Annotated in this window: 11 protein-coding genes; 4 read left to right on the top strand and 7 right to left on the bottom strand. The window is 73.8% G+C overall.

Features of this window, described 5'->3' with window-relative positions:
- Positions 1 to 80 precede the first annotated feature (80 nt).
- Together mycP and ABZ822_RS12145 are read right to left on the bottom strand one after the other, a co-directional pair.
- Complete coding sequence (mycP, locus tag ABZ822_RS12150) at positions 81 to 1,214, bottom strand: type VII secretion-associated serine protease mycosin (RefSeq protein ID WP_360851448.1); 1,134 nt, start codon at positions 1,212 to 1,214, stop codon at positions 81 to 83.
- A 197-nt stretch (positions 1,215 to 1,411) separates the two neighbouring features.
- Positions 1,412 to 2,557 carry a hypothetical protein gene (locus tag ABZ822_RS12145; RefSeq protein ID WP_360850983.1) on the bottom strand — a complete coding sequence of 382 codons (1,146 nt, stop codon included), beginning with the start codon at positions 2,555 to 2,557 and terminating at the stop codon, positions 1,412 to 1,414.
- A 976-nt stretch (positions 2,558 to 3,533) separates the two neighbouring features.
- On the opposite strand from ABZ822_RS12145, the gene ABZ822_RS12140 reads away from it, so the two are divergent.
- The gene (locus ABZ822_RS12140) at positions 3,534 to 4,754 is read left to right on the top strand and encodes an alanine racemase (protein WP_360850980.1); all 1,221 of its coding nucleotides are present in this window, start codon (positions 3,534 to 3,536) and stop codon (positions 4,752 to 4,754) included.
- A 219-nt stretch (positions 4,755 to 4,973) separates the two neighbouring features.
- Here the strand turns inward: ABZ822_RS12140 and ABZ822_RS12135 are convergent, their stop codons facing one another.
- The 4 genes from ABZ822_RS12135 to ABZ822_RS12120 all read right to left on the bottom strand — a co-directional run bounded on the left by ABZ822_RS12135 (position 4,974) and on the right by ABZ822_RS12120 (position 9,876).
- Positions 4,974 to 5,996, bottom strand: a complete 1,023-nt coding sequence (locus ABZ822_RS12135) for a DUF2510 domain-containing protein (RefSeq protein ID WP_360850978.1) — start codon at positions 5,994 to 5,996, stop codon at positions 4,974 to 4,976.
- Between the two features lie 167 nt (positions 5,997 to 6,163).
- Positions 6,164 to 6,955, bottom strand: coding sequence for a 3-oxoacyl-ACP reductase (locus ABZ822_RS12130; RefSeq protein ID WP_360850975.1), 792 nt, complete (start codon positions 6,953 to 6,955; stop codon positions 6,164 to 6,166).
- Positions 6,952 to 8,322, bottom strand: coding sequence for an aldehyde dehydrogenase family protein (locus ABZ822_RS12125; protein WP_360850972.1), 1,371 nt, complete (start codon positions 8,320 to 8,322; stop codon positions 6,952 to 6,954). The genes ABZ822_RS12130 and ABZ822_RS12125 overlap by 4 nt, the downstream gene beginning before the upstream one ends.
- Before the next feature lie 186 nt (positions 8,323 to 8,508).
- Entirely contained in the window at positions 8,509 to 9,876 is a 1,368-nt protein-coding gene (locus ABZ822_RS12120) for a glutamine synthetase family protein (RefSeq protein WP_360850969.1), read from the bottom strand.
- 74 nt (positions 9,877 to 9,950) lie between these two features.
- On the opposite strand from ABZ822_RS12120, the gene ABZ822_RS12115 reads away from it, so the two are divergent.
- From ABZ822_RS12115 to ABZ822_RS12105, 3 genes are all read left to right on the top strand, one after another.
- Positions 9,951 to 10,694 carry an FCD domain-containing protein gene (locus tag ABZ822_RS12115; RefSeq protein WP_360850966.1) on the top strand — a complete coding sequence of 248 codons (744 nt, stop codon included), beginning with the start codon at positions 9,951 to 9,953 and terminating at the stop codon, positions 10,692 to 10,694.
- A 337-nt stretch (positions 10,695 to 11,031) separates the two neighbouring features.
- Positions 11,032 to 12,507, top strand: coding sequence for an ethanolamine permease (gene eat / locus ABZ822_RS12110; RefSeq protein ID WP_360850964.1), 1,476 nt, complete (start codon positions 11,032 to 11,034; stop codon positions 12,505 to 12,507).
- Positions 12,508 to 12,567: 60 nt separating this feature from the next.
- Positions 12,568 to 13,275: a gamma-glutamyl-gamma-aminobutyrate hydrolase family protein gene (locus ABZ822_RS12105; protein WP_360850961.1), complete on the top strand. Its 708-nt coding sequence runs from the start codon at positions 12,568 to 12,570 to the stop codon at positions 13,273 to 13,275.
- Positions 13,276 to 13,431: 156 nt separating this feature from the next.
- Here ABZ822_RS12105 and ABZ822_RS12100 read toward each other — a convergent pair whose 3' ends face one another.
- A complete protein-coding gene (locus tag ABZ822_RS12100; RefSeq protein WP_360851445.1) occupies positions 13,432 to 14,367 on the bottom strand; it encodes a LysR family transcriptional regulator in 936 nt (311 codons plus the stop codon).
- Between the last annotated feature and the right edge of the window lie 24 nt (positions 14,368 to 14,391).

Genomic DNA, 14,391 nt, shown 5'->3' with positions numbered 1-14,391 from the left:
GTCCTGGGCACTTCGGCCAACGGGCCCTGCGGGAACGGGCGTTGACGGCCGGAGCCTTCCGGGAGCCGCTGCGGAGCAGGTCAGGTCAGGGGCGAGCGGGGTCGCCGCGCGGCCTGCCACAGGCCGAAGGCCGCGACCAGGAGCACCGCCCCCGCCGTACCCGCCAGGATCGCGGGCCAGTCGAGGCCGCCCTCCTCCTCGCGGGCGTGAGTGGGGCCTGATCCGAAGTAACGCCCCTCGTACGCCGCCGGGACCGGCTTCTGCGGCCGCGGCTTCAGCTTTCCCCCGGCCTTGATCGCCGCCGCCGGATCCACCAGGCCGGCGCCGCGGTCGTCGCTGCGGCCGCCCTCGGGGGCGTTGCGCGCCGTGTCGGCGAGGAGCTTCTTGATCTGGACGGGGCTCAGGTCCGGGTGGGCCGAGCGGACGAGGGCGACCGCACCGGAGACGAACGCGGCGGCGGCACTGGTGCCCCACCCCTCGTAGTAGCGCCGGTCGGGGTCGGCGATCACCACGTCGACTCCGGGGGCGCAGACGGTGGCGTACCAGCGGCGGGTGGAGAACGCCGCGCGCGAGCCGTAGCGGTCGACGGCCGTCACGGCGATGACGCCGGGGTAGGCGGCCGGGTACGAGACGCGGTCGCCGTCCTCGCCCCCGTTGCCCGCGGACGCGACCACCACGGACCCCTTGCTCAGGGCGTACTGGACGGCCGCGTCCTCCTGGGGCTCCGGATGCGCCGACTTGCTGTCGTCGCCGAGCGAGAGGTTGATCACGTCGGCGCCGTGGTCGGCCGCCCAGCGGATTCCCTCGGCGAGGGCACCGGCGCGCGCTCCGCGGGCCTTCTTCCGTGCCGGGTCGCCGTCCTCGAGGATCACCCGCACCGGGAGGATCGTCGCCTCGGGCGCGACGCCGATCACGCCGTCCTCGCGGCCGGGGCCGTGCCCGTGGCCCGCGATGATCCCGGCCATGGCGGTCCCGTGGCGGGCCCAGGCGCGGTCGCCGCGCCCCGCTCCGAAGCCCACGAGGTCCTTGGTGGCGAGGACTTGGCCCTCCAGGTCGGGGTGCTCGTCGTCGACACCGGTGTCCAGGACGGCGACGGTGATGCCGTCGCCCTTCGTCGTACGCCAGGCGTCGTCGACATGGAGCGCGTCGAGGGCCCACTCCTGGGCCCGTATGACGTCGGCGTGGGCGGGCGCAGACGGGACGAGCGCGAACATCGTCGCGGCGGTGGCGAGAGCGGCGGCACGAAGGCCTGTGGTGCGGAGACCGGTGGCGCGGAGACCGGTGGCGCGGAGACCGGTGGTGCGAAGTCCGCTCGCCCGGGCGCCCGTCGGTGCTGAGCGGCGTGCGCCGGAGGCGGCGCGGGAGGAGGCGGCCCGGTCCGGCGTGCGGGACCTGCGGGATCTGCGGGACGTCATGAGGCTGCCTCCGTGGCCACGGCGGTCGCGCTCTTGCGGAAGCCGCGCTCGATACGGTCGGCGAGGCCGTCCGCGTCATGTCCGAGGCCCGCCTGGCCCGGGCCCGACGTCGCGCCGCGGGCCGACGCCTCCGAAGCGGGCTGCGGATCGGAGACCTTACGGCCGTCGGCGAAGCCGGTGACGGCGAAGGTGACGGCCGGGAGATCCGTCAGCACCCGCACCACCCAGGTCGCGCGCTGCCCTTCGCCGAACCGGGCCGCCGGCGTCCCCTTCGCCGCGTACGGACGGGGCATCAGGTCGCTGCGCTCGCCGAGCTTCTCGCCCGTGAACCGGTCCCGCAGCGCGCGCATTCCGGACGCGTCCGCCTTGGTGATCACGAGTCCGACGGTGGTCACGTTGCTGCTGGTCGCGTCGACGTAGGTCGCGCGCAGCAGGCGCTTGCAGCCGACGGGCGACAGCGTCTTGGCCAGTAGCGGGTCGAACGCACGCTTGCAGGTGGCGTCCGGGGCCACCGCGATCCGCGTCCACGTACGGTCAGCGCCGCCGGGGCCAGCGGCGTCGCCGCGCACGGTGCGCGGGAAGAGCCGGTCGACGGGGACGCTGTGCCACAGGTCCCGCGCCGCGTGGAACGCCTCGCCCGCGGCCGGTGCCTCGTCGCCGCCGCCGGTGAGCCAGCTCCCGGCGGCCGCGCCGCCGAGCAGCCCGAAGCCGAGCACGAGGCAGGCGGCTATCGCCGCGGCGCGGACAGGTGGCCGCAGCCGGGCGACCGGGTTGGCGGGACCCGGCGCGCCCCACGCGGGACCGTCGATGAGACCGCTCGGTCCGCCGTGACCGGTGGAGACGCCGTAACCGGTGGAGACGCCATGACCGGTGGAGACGCCGTGACCGTTGGAGACGCCATGACCGGTGGATCCGCCGGGTGCGCCGGGGCCTGCGGCGCTTCCCGGTACGCCCTGGGGCGCCCCCCACGCGGGGGCGACCTGGGTCATGAAGTCCGATCCGGTGTACCAGGCGGTGTCACCGTCGCGCCGCCCGGCATCGCCGGCGACCGCGCCCTGCCCGAAGGACGCCTGGCCCCGGGGCCGGCTTCCGGCGTCGCCCGGAGGGGCGGTGCGGGGCGGCCCGTTGGGGGCGGGAGGCACGGACGGCGGTGTCGCGGGCGGTTCGGGGGTACGCCGGGGAGTACCGGGCGAACCAGAACCATCCGGGCGTGAACTGCCGCCGGGGGCGGGGGGTTGGGGCGGGTCCCAGTGACGGCGCTGGTGCGGAGGCCCGTCGGGGGCCGGAGGTGCCGCGAACCTCTGAGGGGGCCCGGACGGCCGCGGTGTCGCGTCGGCCCCCCGCGCCCGGTCGTACGTCGACGGGGGCGCAGTCGCGGGGGCGCTCGCGGGACCGCTCCCACGGTCCGCGGAAGCCGGTGTCGGTGTCGGTGTCGGTGTCGGTGTCGCAGGCAGCGGCGGTGATGACGGCGGTGCCGACACCGGCGGTTGCGGTGGCGATGCCTGCGCGTGCGGGACGGTCGGCGGGTGCGCGGGCGGTGGCGGAACGGATGCCGGTGCCGTGCCCGTACGTCCCTGCGCCGATGCCATGGATGCCGTACCGGTGGACTCAGGACGCGCGGAGCCGGACGCGCTGCCCGGCTCCGGTGACTGCGCGGGCCTGCGCGGCGCACCGGGCGCACCCCCCGGGGTCACGCCCGTGAACGTTTCAGCGGCACCCGCCCCTGACGGGGCCGTGTCCCGTGGGGCCGTGTCCCGTGGGCCTGGGTCCGCGGACCCGGGCTCCTCCGGAGCGCCGGCGGCACCCGCCCCGGGGTGGTCCTGGGACGCCGAGGCACCGGGCTGACGCGAGGACGGTTCGCACGAGCGGGGCGAGGCCGTACGCGGCGCTTCGGCGCTCATCCGCCCCCCTCGCCTCATGATCGCCGTGCCGCCGATCGCCTTTCGGGGCAGGCCGGTTGGTATGTGGACAATCCTCTCGCGGATCGGGTCGATCCACAGCGTGCGCGTCACTCTACGGGCAGGTGAGGGCGGGTCGGCAACCCGACCGGGGACATGGCCGGTTTGCCCCGACACGGCCTCTACCCAGCGGTAAAACCGGTCTGGCAAGGTGGGGTTCATGTCAGCCCCCGCCGCCCGGCCCTCGGCCGACCGTGCCCGCTACGACCGAGCGACGGCACACCTCGACGCCCCTCTCGCCATCGCCGACCTCTCGGCGTTCGACGCCAACGCCGACGACCTCGTACGGCGCGCGCAGGGCAAGCCGATCCGGGTCGCGAGCAAGTCGGTGCGCTGCCGGGCGCTGCTGGAGAGGGCGCTGGAGCGGGACGGCTTCTCCGGGATCATGTCGTTCACGCTCGCCGAGTCGCTGTGGCTGGCCCGTTCAGGATTCGACGACGTCCTGCTCGCGTACCCGTCGGCGGACCGCGCGCGCTTCGCGGAGCTGACCGGGGACCCCAAGCTCGCGGCCGCCGTCACCGTCGTCGTCGACGACCGGGCGCAGCTCGATCTCATCGACGCGGCGCGACGCGACGGCGGGGGCGACGAGGAGGTCCGGGTCTGTCTGGAGCTGGACACGGCGCTGCGCATGCTGGGCGGCCGGATCCGTGTCGGCGCGCGCCGCTCCCCGCTGCGTACGCCTGGTCAACTCGCCGAGCTGGCGGGCTCGATCACGCGCCGCCCCGGGTTCCGGGTGGTCGGCCTCATGGCGTACGAGGGGCATGTGGCGGGCGTCGGTGACGCCCTCGCCGGCCGGCCGCTGCGCTCACGGGCGATCCGGCTGATGCAGTCGGCGGCCCGTCGCGAGCTGGCGGCGCGGCGCGCGGAGGCTGTACGAGCCGTACGGGCCGTGGTGCCGGACCTTGAGTTCGTCAACGGCGGCGGCACGGGCAGCGTCCAGCACACGGCCGCGGAGGACGCGGTGACGGAGATCGCGGCCGGGTCCGGGCTGTTCGTGCCGCGCCTGTTCGACAACTACACGTCGTTCAGCGGCCGTCCGGCCGCGCTGTTCGCCCAGCCGGTGGTCCGGCGCCCGGGCGTCGGTGTGGTCACGGTGCTGGGCGGGGGCTACCCGGCCTCGGGAGCCCCCGGCGCGGACCGGCTGCCGCAGCCGTACCTTCCGGAAGGGCTGCGGTACGACCCGCAGGAAGGCGCGGGCGAGGTGCAGACGCCGCTGCTGGGTCACCCGGCGGACGACCTGCTCGTCGGCGACAAGGTGTGGTTCCGGCACGCGAAGGCCGGGGAGTTGTGCGAGCGCTTCGACGAGCTGCAGCTGGTGGAGGGTGACCGGGTCGTCGGGACGGCGCCGACGTACCGGGGCGAGGGACAGACCTTTCTCTGACCCGCGGGGCCGCCCATGACCGCGCACCACCCTGCGCCCCCGTACTCCTGTCCCCCGTGGCGCGATCCGCTGGTGTTCCCCCGTGCTCCGGTCCCGCCCCGTGGCTCCGGCCCCCGATGTCCCCTGATGTCCCCCGTGGCTCCGGTCCCCCGCCGTGGGCGTCCCGGAGGCGAGGCCGCCGCCGTCCCGTGTTCGCCCCCGCGGGCCGGGCGGACTGCCTCAGGCCGCGGCGTCGTTCGCGTCGCCGCCGTTCTCCAGCACCTCGATGCCCTCGGTGATCCGGTCCATGTCGGTGAGGGGCGGGGCCTTCTCGTTCACGTCGAAACCGAAGCGGACCACCACGAACCGGTCCTTGTCCTTGGGTGAGGGGAACACGAGCGACTGGACATATCCGTCGTCGCCCTTCTTCGTCCCGACTCTCCAGCGGATCATGTAGCCCTTCTGCCCGGCGACGGTGACCTCTCCGGCCTTCATCTGCCGGTGCGAGGTGACACCGCCGTACATCTCCTTGCCGGTCTTCGGGTCCTTGCCGTAGGAGTCCTCGGCGTTCTTGGGGATGTCCTCCTTGGCGACCCCCTTGGCGGTCTTGGCGTCGTAGCCCGTGGCCGGTCTGCTGAACGCGCCGCCGCGCACGCACTCCGTCTTGGGATCGGCCGGGCACGGGTACGGGCCGATGGTCACGGCGGCGCCGCCCGAGCCGCTGCGGGCCGACTGCCAGCCGGCGAGCACGGGCACGGTGATGCCGTTGACCACGTCGGGCGCGGCATCGGTGTCCGGGCCGGGATCCGGGGTGCCCGGAGCGCTGTCACCTCCCCCGCCGCCGTCGCCCCCGTCGTTACCCCCGTTGCCGCCCTGGTCGTCGGGCTGTCCGGCGGTCGGCGTGGGCCGCGGACCTGCCTGGTCCGGGCCGTCGTCGCCGCCGTTCAAGGTCACGATGCCGGTGATGATGGCGGCCACCAGGACCGCCGCGGCACCCACGATCATGTACGTCTTGCCGCGCGAGCCGCCCTCCGGAGGCAGCGGCGTCCAGGCCGGCATGCCGGTGCCGGGCGTGAAGAACTGCCCGGACGGCTGGGGCGGGCCGAAGCCGTGATGGGACGGCGGTATTTGTGACGCCACCGCCCCCTGCGGCTCGCGGGTGTAATCGGTCCACGTGGAACCGTCCCAGAATCGCTCCAGGGCGGGGCCCTGGATTGCTTGCCCGGGGTCTGGATACCAGCCGGGCGGGGTCGTGATGCTCACGCCGTCACCTTAGGGGGAGCCTCCGCTTCCGTACACCGATTCCCGCCGGTAAGGCAACCGGGCCGCGCGGGCGGCCCGGTCGCCTTGGTCGGGCGGCCTGGAGCGGAGGACATTCCGGGCGCCAACCAGCGGATTACGGACGGGAGTCTACGGATTCCGGACGGCTTCTAGAGCGGAGTCACGTAAGCGCCTGCGATCCCGCCGTCCACGAGGAATTCGGAGGCGTTGATGAAGGACGAGTCGTCGCTCGCGAGGAACGCCACTGCCGCGGCGATCTCCTCGGGCTCGGCGAAGCGCCCGGCGGGCACGTGCACCAGGCGGCGCGCGGCGCGCTCGGGGTCCTTGGCGAACAGCTCCTTGAGCAGCGGGGTGTTGACCGGCCCGGGGCACAGCGCGTTGACCCGGATCCCCTCACGCGCGAACTGCACGCCCAGTTCGCGCGACATGGCCAGCACGCCGCCCTTGGACGCGGTGTAGCTGATCTGCGAGGTCGCCGCACCCATCTTCGCCACGAAGGAGGCGGTGTTGACGATGGAACCCTTGCCCTGGCGCTGCATGTACGGGATGACGTGCTTGCAGCACAGGTAGACCGACGTCAGGTTGACCTCCTGCACGCGCTTCCACGCCTCGATCCCGGTCTCCAGGATCGAGTCGTCGTCGGGCGGGGAGATCCCGGCGTTGTTGAACGCGATGTCGATCGAGCCGTAGGCGTCGTAGGCGGTCCGGTACAGCGCCTCGACCTGCTCGGAGTCGGTGACGTCGACCTGGCAGAACAGGCCGCCGACCTCAGCGGCCGCGGCCTTGCCCGCGGTCTCGTCGATGTCCGCGCACACGACGTTGGCGCCCTCGGAGGCGAAGCGGCGGGCGGTGGCCAGGCCGATGCCGCTGCCCGCTCCGGTGATGACGGCGGTGCGGCCGGTGAGGCGCCGGCACGGGGACGGAGTCTGCTCGGTCGTCACTTGCTCTCCTCGGTGCTGATGAACACGTTCTTGGTCTCGGTGAAGGCGGTGAGCGCGCCAGGACCCAGCTCGCGGCCGAGCCCGGACTGGCCGAATCCGCCGAAGGGGGTCGAATAGCGCACGCTGCTGTGCGAGTTGACGGACAGGTTCCCGGCGGCGACGGCGCGGGAGACGCGGATCGCCCGCCCGACGTCGCGGGTCCACAGCGATCCGGACAGGCCGTACGGGGTGGCGTTGGCGAGCCGTACGGCGTCGGCCTCGTCCTCGAAGGGCAGGACGACCGCGACGGGCCCGAAGATCTCCTCGACGGCGGCCGGTTCGCCGTCCGCGGCCGGGGCCAGGACGGTCGCCGGGTACCAGAAGCCCTTGCCCGCCGGGGCGTCGCCGCGGATGGCGGCGGGCGCGTCCTCGCGGACGTAGGACCGTACGCGCTCCAGCTGGGCGGCCGAGATCAGCGGGCCCATCTGCGTGGCGGGGTCGGCCGGGTCACCGACGGTGAACGCCTTCACCGCGGGTTCGAGCAGTTCCAGGAAGCGGTCGTACACGCTGCGCTGCACCAGGATGCGGGTGCGGGCACAGCAGTCCTGGCCGGTGTTGTCGAGGAAGGAGCCGGGGGTGGCGGCCGCGGCCTGCTCGACGTCGGCGTCGGCGAAGACGATGTTGGGGCTCTTGCCGCCGAGTTCGAGGGTCACGCGCTTCACGCTCGCCGCGCACTTGGCCATGATCTGCTTGCCGACGGCGGTGGAACCGGTGAAGACGACCTTGGCGACGCCCGGGTGCTCGACGAGGGCGTTGCCGGCGACGGGGCCCTCGCCGGGGAGGACCTGGAACAGGCCCTCAGGAAGCCCTGCCTCCAGGGAGAGTTCGGCCAGCCGCAGCGCGGTGAGCGGGGTGGTCTCCGCGGGCTTGAGGATCACCGCGTTGCCCGCGGCGAGCGCCGGTGCGGTCCCCCAGGCGGCGATCGGCATCGGGAAGTTCCAGGGCGCGATGACCGCGACGACGCCGAGCGGCTCGTGGAAGGTCACGTTCAGGCCGCCGGCCACCGGGATCTGGCTGCCGTTGAGCCGCTCGATGCCGCCGGCCGCGTACTCCAGGAGGTCGCGGGCGTTGCCCGCCTCCCAGCGGGCGTTGCCGATCGGGTGGCCCGCCTCGCGGACCTCCAGCCCGGCCAGCTCCTCGACGTGGTCGTCGACGACGGCCGCGAAGCGGCGCAGCAGGCGGGCACGGTCGGCGGGCGCCAGCGCGGACCAGCCGCGCTGGGCGGCGGCCGCGCGGGCCACCGCGGCGTCGACGTCCTGCGGGGTCGCCGCCGGAACGGTGGCGACGATCTCCTCGGTCGCCGGGTTCAGTACGTGAAGCTCGTGCAAGGTCTCTCCTGTGGTTCGCCCGCGCGGCGTGCCGCGAGCTGTCGCCGGCCGCTCGCCGAGCGGGCCTGTCGTCCTCTCCGCGCCGCCGGGTCCGGCGTCCGCCCCCTCCTGGGGGTCGCTGCCGTGCCCGTCCGCTCCGTGCGCGTCCGCCCGTACGCTCCGCGGGGAACGGCCGCGCACGGCGCCTCACATGCGCTCGAAGGAGCGGTAGCGCTCCCAGTCCGTGACGGCGCTGTCGTACGCCTCCTGCTCGATGCGGGCCATGTTCAGGTAGTGCTCGACCACCTCGTCGCCGAAGGCGGCGCGGGCGATGGGGCTCGCGGCCCACAGCTCGGAGGCGTCGCGCAGCGTCATGGGGACGTGCTCGGCGTCGCCGTTGTAGGCGTTGCCCGTACACACCTCGGGCAGCTCCAGCTCCTGCTCTATGCCGTGGAGTCCGGCCGCGACCATGGCGGCCACCGCGAGATAGGGGTTCACGTCGCCGCCGGGCAGGCGGTTCTCGAAGCGGTGCGACTGGCCGTGTCCGATGACGCGGAGCGCGCAGGTGCGGTTGTCCGGTCCCCAGGCGACGGCGGTCGGCGCGAAGGAACCCGGCCGGAACCGCTTGTACGAGTTGATGTTGGGCGCGTAGAAGAGGGTGAAGTCGCGCATGGCGGCGATCTGTCCGGCCAGGAAGTGCCGCATGACCTTCGACATGCCGTACTCGCCCTGCTCGTCCGCGAGCACGGGCTCGCCGAACTCGTCGCGCAGGGAGAGGTGGATATGGCAGGAGTTGCCCTCGCGCTCGTCGTACTTCGCCATGAAGGTGAGCGCCATGCCCTCCTGCGCGGCGATCTCCTTGGCCCCGGTCTTGTAGACCGAGTGCTGGTCGCAGGTGGTGAGGGCGTCGTCGTAGCGGAAGGCGATCTCGTGCTGGCCGAGGTTGCACTCCCCCTTGGCGGACTCCACGATCATGCCCGCGGCACCCATCTCGTTGCGGATGCGGCGCAGCAGCGGCTCGACGCGGCCGGTGCCGACGAGGGAGTAGTCGACGTTGTAGAGGTTGGCCGGGTTCATGTCGCGGTAGCCGCGCGACCAGGCGTCCTCGTAGGTGTCCTTGAAGACCATGAACTCCAGCTCGGTACCGGCGTACGCGGTCCAGCCGTGCTCGGCGAGCCGGTCGAGCTGGCGGCGCAGCACCTGCCGCGGGGAGGCGGCGACGGGCGAGCCGTTGTGCCACGCCAGGTCGGCGGTCAGCAGCGCGGTGCCGGCGTTCCAGGGGGTACGGCGCAGGGTCGCGGTGTCGCCGTGCATGGCGAAGTCGCCGTAGCCGCGCTCCCAGGAGGACATCGCGTAGCCGTCGACGGTGTTCATGTCGGCGTCCACGGCGAGCAGGTAGTTGCAGCCTTCGGTGCCGTGGTCGAGGACGTCGTCCAGGAAGAAGCGAGCGGCGAACCGCTTGCCCTGGAGCCTGCCCTGCATGTCGGTGAAGCCGAGGACGACGGTGTCGATCTCCCCGGCGTCGACGAGTCTGCGCAAGTCGTCGACGGAGAGCGGGGGTGTGCGGTCTGCCACGGGAATGCCTCCTGTCGGTGCAGCCGGAGGGCCCTTAAGGTAGCCCTGCAGACCATTGATTGGGAAGGGCTTCGATGAGCGACATGCTGGGGGCGGGTTCCGGCGACCGGCTGGCGCCGATCCTTCGGCCCGTCCGCGCGGGCAACGGCTTCGAAGAAGCCCTGGAGCAGATACTCCAGGTGCTGCGTCTCGGCCTGGTCCCGTACGGCGAACGGCTCCCGGCGGAGCGCGTGCTGGCCGACCGTATGGGCGTGAGCCGGATGACGCTGCGCGAGGCGCTGAAGGTGCTCCAGGACGAGGGCCTGGTGGAGAGCCGGCGCGGCCGGTACGGCGGCACGTTCGTCCTCCAGCGGCCCGGCGGCGAGATCCGTGATCCGGGCGACGAGCTGCGGCGGCGCATCGAGAAGGTCGACGTCGAGGACACCCTGCGGTTCCGCGAGGTCCTGGAGGTCGGAGCGGCCGGGCTGTGCGCGGCCCACGGCCTGACGGACGAGCAGGCCGACCGGCTGCGGGAGGCGCTGCACGCCACGCAGGAGGCGCCGCTGGAGGACTACCGGCGCGTGGACACGATGCTGCACCTGACCCTGGCCGAGCTGTCCGGCTCCCCCACGCTCGGCGCCCAGTACGCCGCGGTCCGCGCGACCCTCAACGACCTGCTGAACTGCATACCGCTGCTGGTCCGCAACCTGGAGCACTCGCAGGCGCAGCACGCCGTCGTGGTCTCGGCGGTACTGGGCCGCGACGCCCCGGCGGCGCGCGAGGCGATGCGGGAGCACTGCGCGGGCACGGCGGCGCTGCTGCGCGGCTTCCTCGCCTGACCAGCCGGCGGCCCCCTGCCCCAGGGGGACCGGGCGGCCCCCTGGCCCCGGCGGACCGGGCGGCTCCCTGGCCCGGGCGGCTTCCCGGCCTGACGCAGGCGGCTTCCGGCCTGAACCCGGCCGTACGGGGCAGGAGAAGCCCGGCCTTACGACCGTTCGCCCGCCTCCGTCGCGGGCCGCGGCGGCCCGCCCGCACAGCGGCGCTCGGCGGCGGGCAGGGTTTACCGCGGATTTACGCACGGGTCTTGCGCTGGGCCGATCCCTCCGCAAAGGTATGGCGCCAGTCCATTAGGGCGCGCCTCCGCGCACCCCAGGCACCTCCAGGCAGGAGCGACCCATGGCTGACGGAACCGAGTCCACGACCGCAAAGCCGGTGCCACCCCCCGGCGACGCAGGAGCCTCCCCCGAGGACGCGTACCTGCAGAAGCGCGCCCTGCGCCGTGGCAGCGCCGGCTGGCTGCTGCTGACGGGCCTCGGTGTCGCCTACGTCGTCTCCGGCGACTTCTCCGGCTGGAACTTCGGCCTCGCGGAGGCCGGGTTCGGCGGGCTCGCCATAGCGGCGGTCCTCATGGGCCTGATGTACACCTGCATGGTCTTCGCGCTCGCCGAATTGGCCGCGATCCTGCCCACCGCGGGCGGCGGTTACGGCTTCGCGCGGCGCGCGCTGGGCACCTGGGGCGGCTTCCTGACCGGTACCGCGATCCTCATCGAGTACGTCCTCGCACCCGCCGCGATCTCGATCTTCATCGGGGACTACGTCGAGTCGCTGAACCTCTTCGGCCTGGAGTCCGGCTGGCCGGTCTACCTCGCCTGCTTCGTGATCTTCATCGGCATCCACCTGTGGGGCGTCGGCGAGGCGCTGCGGTTCAGCTTCATCGTCACCGGCATCGCGGTCGCCGCCCTGCTGATCTTCGCGCTGGGGGCCTTCACCGAGTTCGACGCGAGCGGGCTCAACGACATCCCGGTCGACCACAACGCCTTCGGCTCCAACTCGTGGCTGCCGTTCGGGGTCCTCGGCATCTGGGCCGCGTTCCCGTTCGGGATGTGGTTCTTCCTGGGCGTCGAGGGCGTGCCGCTGGCGGCCGAGGAGACCCGCGACCCGGCTCGCTCGCTGCCCAAGGCCATGGCGATCTCCATGGGCATCCTGCTGCTGCTCGCCCTGATCACCTTCCTCGCCGCGACGGGCGCGCGCGGCTCCGCCGCCATCCAGGACGCGGGCAACCCGCTGGTCGAGGCCCTGCAGGGCGACGGCGAACCCACCCCGCTCAGCCGGTTCGTCAACTACGCGGGTCTGGCCGGTCTCGTCGCCTCGTTCTTCTCCCTGATCTACGCCGGTTCGCGTCAGCTCTTCGCGCTCTCCCGCGCCGGCTACCTCCCCCGCTTCCTCTCGCTCACCAGCCGCCGCAAGGCCCCCTACCTGGGCCTGCTCGTGCCGGGGGCGATCGGCTTCTCGCTGGCGGCCGCGACCGGTGACGGCGCGCGGATGCTCAACGTGGCGGTCTTCGGCGCGACCATCTCGTACGCGCTGATGAGCCTGTCGCACATCGTGCTGCGCCGCCGCGAGCCAGAACTGCCCCGCCCGTACCGCACGCCGGGCGGCATCGCGACCTCCTCGGTGGCGCTCGCCCTGGCCTGCTCCGCGCTGGTGGCGACGTTCCTGGTGGACAAGTGGGCGGCACTGATCGCGCTGATCGTCTACGTGGTCGCGGGCGCCTACTTCGCCTTCTACAGTCGGCACCGTCTGGTCGCCGCCGCTCCCGAGGAGGAGTTCGCGGCACTGGCGGCCGCCGAGGCCGAACTCGAACGCAAGTGACGTCCGTACGACGCGTGGTGCGCGTCGCGCACGCGCACCGCAGGTGATCCGGAGGAACCCGTGGGCAAGCCCGTCATCGGCATCAGCACCTACCTGGAGCCGTCCGTGCGCTGGGGGGTCTGGGACCTGCCGGCCGCGGTGCTGCCCAGCGGGTACCACCGGCTCGTCCAGCGCGCGGGCGGCCTGGCGGTGCTGCTGCCGCCGGACGACCCGGCACAGGCCGCGGCGGCTGTCGCGGCGACCGACGGGCTGGTGATCTCGGGCGGCCCGGACGTCGAGCCCGTACGGTACGGCGCCGAGCGCCATCCGCGGACGGGCCCGGCGTATCCGGAGCGGGACGTCTGGGAGCTCGCGCTGATCGAGGCCGCCCTCGCGTCGGGGACGCCGCTGCTGGGCATCTGCCGCGGTATGCAGCTCCTCAACGTCGCGCTGGGCGGGACCCTCACCCAGCACCTGCCGGAGACCGTCGGGCACGACGGGCACGCCGAGCGGCCCGGGGTCTTCGGGCACCACGAGATCAAGCCGGTGCCCGGGACGCGGCTCGGCGCGATCCTGCCCGAGTCGATGTCCGTGCCGACCTTCCACCACCAGGCCATCGAACGGTTCGGGCGCGGCCTGATCGCCACCGCGCACGCGGAGGACGGGACGACGGAGGCCGTCGAACCCGCCGAGGGCGGCGGATTCGTCTTGGCGGTGCAGTGGCATCCCGAGGCGGGCGAGGATCTGCGGCTGATGGAGGCGCTGGTGGAGGCGGCCCGGCCCGCCTGAGACGCGCGCCCCGGGTACGTCCCGGGACGCGGTGGTGGCCCTCCGGCTCGCGCCCGGAGGGCCACTTGTCGTTCCCCCCAAGTCCCCGGCCGGGTCCGGCTCTTCACGACCCGGCTCCCCTCGTGACGCAGCCGTACGAGCTGCGGCGCTTCGGGGTCAGCCCGCGCGGCGCGTCAGGGAGAGCAGGTCGCGGGCCGGGCCCGCCGGGCGGCGGCCCGCCGGCCAGACCGCCCGCAGATCCCTGCGCAACAGGACGCCCTCGACCGGGACATGGACCAGCCGGCGCGCGGCCAGCTCCTCCCCGACGGCCAGTTCGCTGACCACGGACGGCCCGGCGCCGCTGAGCACCGCGGACTTCACCGCCGTCGTCGAGGACAGCTCCAGCAGCGGCTCGGCGAGACCTCCGTACGCGGCGAGGGCGGCGTCGAGGACCTGGCGCGTGCCCGAACCGCGCTCCCGCAGGATCAGCGGGGTCGCGGCCAGTTCGTCCGCCGGGACCGGCTTCCGCCGCCGCGCCCAGGGGTGTCCCGGGGCCGTCACGACGACGAGCCGGTCGTGCCCGATGACCGCGCCGTCCAGACCGCCGGGCACGTCGATGCCCTCGACGAAGCCCAGGTCGGCCTCGTCGCCGAGCAGCCGCTGCGCGACCGCCGCGGAGTTCCCCGCGAGCAGGGAGACGGCGGTGCCGGGGCGCTGCGCCCGCAGGGCGATCAGCCAGCCGGGCAGCAGGTATTCGGCGATGGTCATGCTCGCGGCCACCCTGAGGCGTGAGTCGCGGCGGGCCCGCAGCGCCTGTGCCCCCGCGTCGAAGGCCTCGGCCGCGTCGACGATCCGGCGCGCCCAGTCGGTGACGAGCACCCCGGCGTCCGTGAGGCGCGAGCCGCGCGGCGTACGGTCCACCAGCGCCACGCCCAACTGCCGTTCCATGGAACGGATCCGGCTGCTCGCGGCGGGCTGGGTGATGCCGAGTTCTTTGGCGGCACGGCCGAGGCTGCCGAGGCGCGCGACGGCCAGCAGCAGTTCCAGCGCGCCCAGTTCGGGCACGCGGTGCGCGAGCGAGACGCGGACGGCATCGCCGCCCGCCGCAGCCATACCCGTGGCGGGGGCCGGGGCCGG

Origin of the sequence: Streptomyces sp. NPDC047108 (assembly GCF_040643575.1) — a bacterium.
In the GTDB taxonomy this organism is placed as follows: Bacteria; Actinomycetota; Actinomycetes; order Streptomycetales; family Streptomycetaceae; genus Streptomyces.
The sequence above is the reverse complement of the archived record's forward strand: the minus strand, read 5'-3'. Positions and strand labels throughout refer to the sequence as shown.

Bases quoted from the DNA above. Each gene is read 5' to 3' on its own strand.
- mycP (WP_360851448.1), bottom strand. From the start codon at position 1,214: ATGTTCGCGCTCGTCCCGTCTGCGCCCGCCCACGCCGACGTCATACGG.
- ABZ822_RS12140 (WP_360850980.1), top strand. From the start codon at position 3,534: ATGTCAGCCCCCGCCGCCCGGCCCTCGGCCGACCGTGCCCGCTACGAC.
- ABZ822_RS12115 (WP_360850966.1), top strand. From the start codon at position 9,951: ATGAGCGACATGCTGGGGGCGGGTTCCGGCGACCGGCTGGCGCCGATC.
- eat (WP_360850964.1), top strand. From the start codon at position 11,032: ATGGCTGACGGAACCGAGTCCACGACCGCAAAGCCGGTGCCACCCCCC.
- ABZ822_RS12100 (WP_360851445.1), bottom strand. From the start codon at position 14,367: ATGGCTGCGGCGGGCGGCGATGCCGTCCGCGTCTCGCTCGCGCACCGC.